Genomic DNA, 2727 nt, shown 5'->3' on the forward strand with positions numbered 1-2727 from the left:
TGAATCCGAGTAAGGCGCGGGGTTGAGGCGTTTGGCGCCGAGGCGTTGTTGTGCTTGGGAGGCAGGGGGCCTCAGCCAGGACACGCGGTCAACCCATCCTTGGGGGCTCGATGGCGCCATCGTTGGCGCCAACGGTCCTGGCTGAGGCCCCCTGCCTCCCATGACAGTTTCCTGCGGGCGCGGACGCATCAGACCCCAAGGCGGGAGCAAGGGCAAAAGCAAAAGCAAAGGCAAAGCCAGGAATTGCGGCTTCGGCTTTTGACTTTGAATTTGAATTTGAATTTGAATTTCATCTTTCTTCTCCCGGCTACCCGGCGGGAGAAGAAGGCGCGGGCAATGCTTGAAGCGGATGGGCGTGGTGCCAGCGCAAAACCGTGAGGCGCATGGATGCGCCGACCGAGCCCCCATGGATGGGTTAACGGCGTGTTTTGCGCTGGCCCCACGCCCATCCGCCCTCAGCGCAGCACACCGCCGGCTTCTACTCGCGGTAGCCAGCAACAAAAAAGGACGGCGCGTCAGCGCCGTCCTTCGATAGCCCCCCGCGCAGCGGGAAGCACCCTCCATGTCAGCTGGGATCAGCCAGCGCGACCACCGCCGCCACCCTGGCCACGACCACGGCCGCCACCATTGCCACCACCGCCACGGCGCTGGCCCTGGCCGGCACCTGCACGCTGCTGGCCATTTCCACCGCCTTCGCGGCGGCCACCGCCGGCCTTCTTCGGGCCGGCATGCGCATGGCGCGGCGCATCACCGTGCGGACGGCGCGCGTGGCTCTTGCGCGGTGCGCGCTCACCGGTATCGTGCTCGGCCTTGCCCGGCGCACTGTTGCCCCAGCGGATCGGAACCTGCAGTTCGAAGCCCGGTACATCGCGGATGTCCATGTCGCGGCCCAGCAGGCGCACGATCGCGCGCAGCAGCTTCACTTCATCCTGCGCCACCAGCGAAATCGCCTGGCCGGTCGCGCCGTTGCGGCCGGTACGACCGATGCGGTGCACGTAGTCCTCGGCCACCATCGGCAGGTCGAAGTTGATCACCTTCGGCAGCTCGTTGATGTCGATGCCGCGCGCAGCGATGTCGGTGGCCACCAGCACGGTCACGCGGCCGGCCTTGAAGTCGCCCAGCGCACGCAGGCGCTGGCCCTGGCTCTTGTTGCCATGGATCGCCGCAGTCTTGATGCCCGACTTTTCCAGGAACGTGGCCAGTTTGTCGCTGCCGTGCTTGGTACGGGCGAACACCAGGGTCTGCTCGCGGCTGTCCTGCGCCAGCAGGTGCAGCAGCAGGTCGCGCTTGCGGCCGGCATCGACCGGGTGCACGCGGTGGGTGATGGTTTCGGCCACGGTGTTCTTCGGCGTCACCTGGATCTGTTCCGGGTTGCGCATGAACTCCAGCGCCAGCTGGCGGATGTTGTCCTCGAAGGTGGCCGAGAACAGCAGGGTCTGGCGGTTCTGCTTCGGCAGCTTGGCCAGGATGCGCTTGATCGACGGCAGGAAGCCCATGTCGAGCATGCGGTCGGCTTCGTCCAGCACCAGCAGTTCAATGCCGGACAGGTCGACGCTGCGACGCTCCAGGTGGTCGATCAGGCGGCCCGGGCAGGCCACCAGCAGGTCCACGCCACGGCGCAGGATGTCCAGCTGGTTGCCCATGCCGACACCGCCGTAGATGCAGGCGCTGGGGATACGCAGGTACTTGCTGTAGCCGCGCAGGCTGTCATGCACCTGGGTGGCCAGTTCGCGGGTCGGGGCCAGGATCAGCGCACGCGGCTTGCGCGGGCCGGCACGCACTTCCTGCGAGGCGGTGCCCAGGTGCTGCAGCAACGGCAGGCCGAACGCGGCAGTTTTGCCGGTACCGGTCTGTGCGCCGGCCAGCAGGTCGCGACCGGCCAGCGCCAGCGGGATCGCCTGCTGCTGGATCGGGGTCGGGTTTTCGTAGCCCTGCTCGGCAAGCGCACGCAGCAGGAAGGGCGCCAGGCCCAGCGATTCAAAAGACATTGAGATTGCTCCAGGTACAAGAAACGCCTGTCCGAACGGACAGACGGGGGCAGATCAAAGTGATCGGCTGACTCGGAGCGTTCCCGTGAACCGCGCTGCGAGAAGTTGGGTGCAGCCGGCACGAAGCGCCGGCTGGAATGCGTGACGAACGGCGTCGGAGTGGGGGCGGGCGAAGAGGGCGGACCCTGGTCGCCGGCGGTCCCGGAGGGAAACGGACGGCCGCTGCAGACCTGTCTAGTCTAACCGATGGCTGAGACCTCGCGCAAAAAGGCCTGTTCAGGTAAGGGGTTCTCTCTGCAGGGCTGCGCCCTGCACCCGCAGAGGCTGAAGCAACGGCAAAGGCCGGATTCCTGTGGGTAGGCGGGGTGGGTCCGGTGGCAGGGGACGCTGCAAGTACCCCTCCGGGGCCCGGCCCAGCCGCTGGCGGCTGTGCGTTCGGGCGCTTGCGAAGCGGTGCTTCGCAAGCAAAGCGCCCTCACCCATGTAAGCTCGGTCGCCGCATCCATGCGGCTCACGCCCCTGCCACCGGACCCACCCCGCCTTCGACGGTTTTCCGCGATCTGTCGGATCTCATTCGATCAATTTCGATGTCTGATCGATTTCGACGGTGAATGATGTGGATGTTCGATCCGTCATCGGGAAATTGTCGGGGGTGGGGCGGTGTGGGTGGGCAGGACCGTTGGCGCCATGGATGGCGCCATCGAGCCCCCAGGGACGGGTTTACGGCGTGTCCTGCCCA

At 66.4% G+C, this 2727-nt stretch carries 1 protein-coding gene; it reads right to left on the bottom strand.

Features of this window, described 5'->3' with window-relative positions; all coding sequences use genetic code 11:
- Positions 1 to 575 precede the first annotated feature (575 nt).
- Positions 576 to 1988, bottom strand: coding sequence for a DEAD/DEAH box helicase (locus R5H29_RS00090; protein WP_019660948.1), 1413 nt, complete (start codon positions 1986 to 1988; stop codon positions 576 to 578).
- Positions 1989 to 2727: the final 739 nt, after the last annotated feature.

Origin of the sequence: Stenotrophomonas sp. A3_2 (assembly GCF_036624925.1) — a bacterium.
Classification (GTDB): Bacteria; Pseudomonadota; Gammaproteobacteria; order Xanthomonadales; family Xanthomonadaceae; genus Stenotrophomonas; species Stenotrophomonas hibiscicola.

What these genes read in the sequence shown, in the direction of transcription:
- R5H29_RS00090 (WP_019660948.1), bottom strand. Translation starts at nt 1,988, where the DNA reads ATGTCTTTTGAATCGCTGGGCCTGGCGCCCTTCCTGCTGCGTGCGCTT.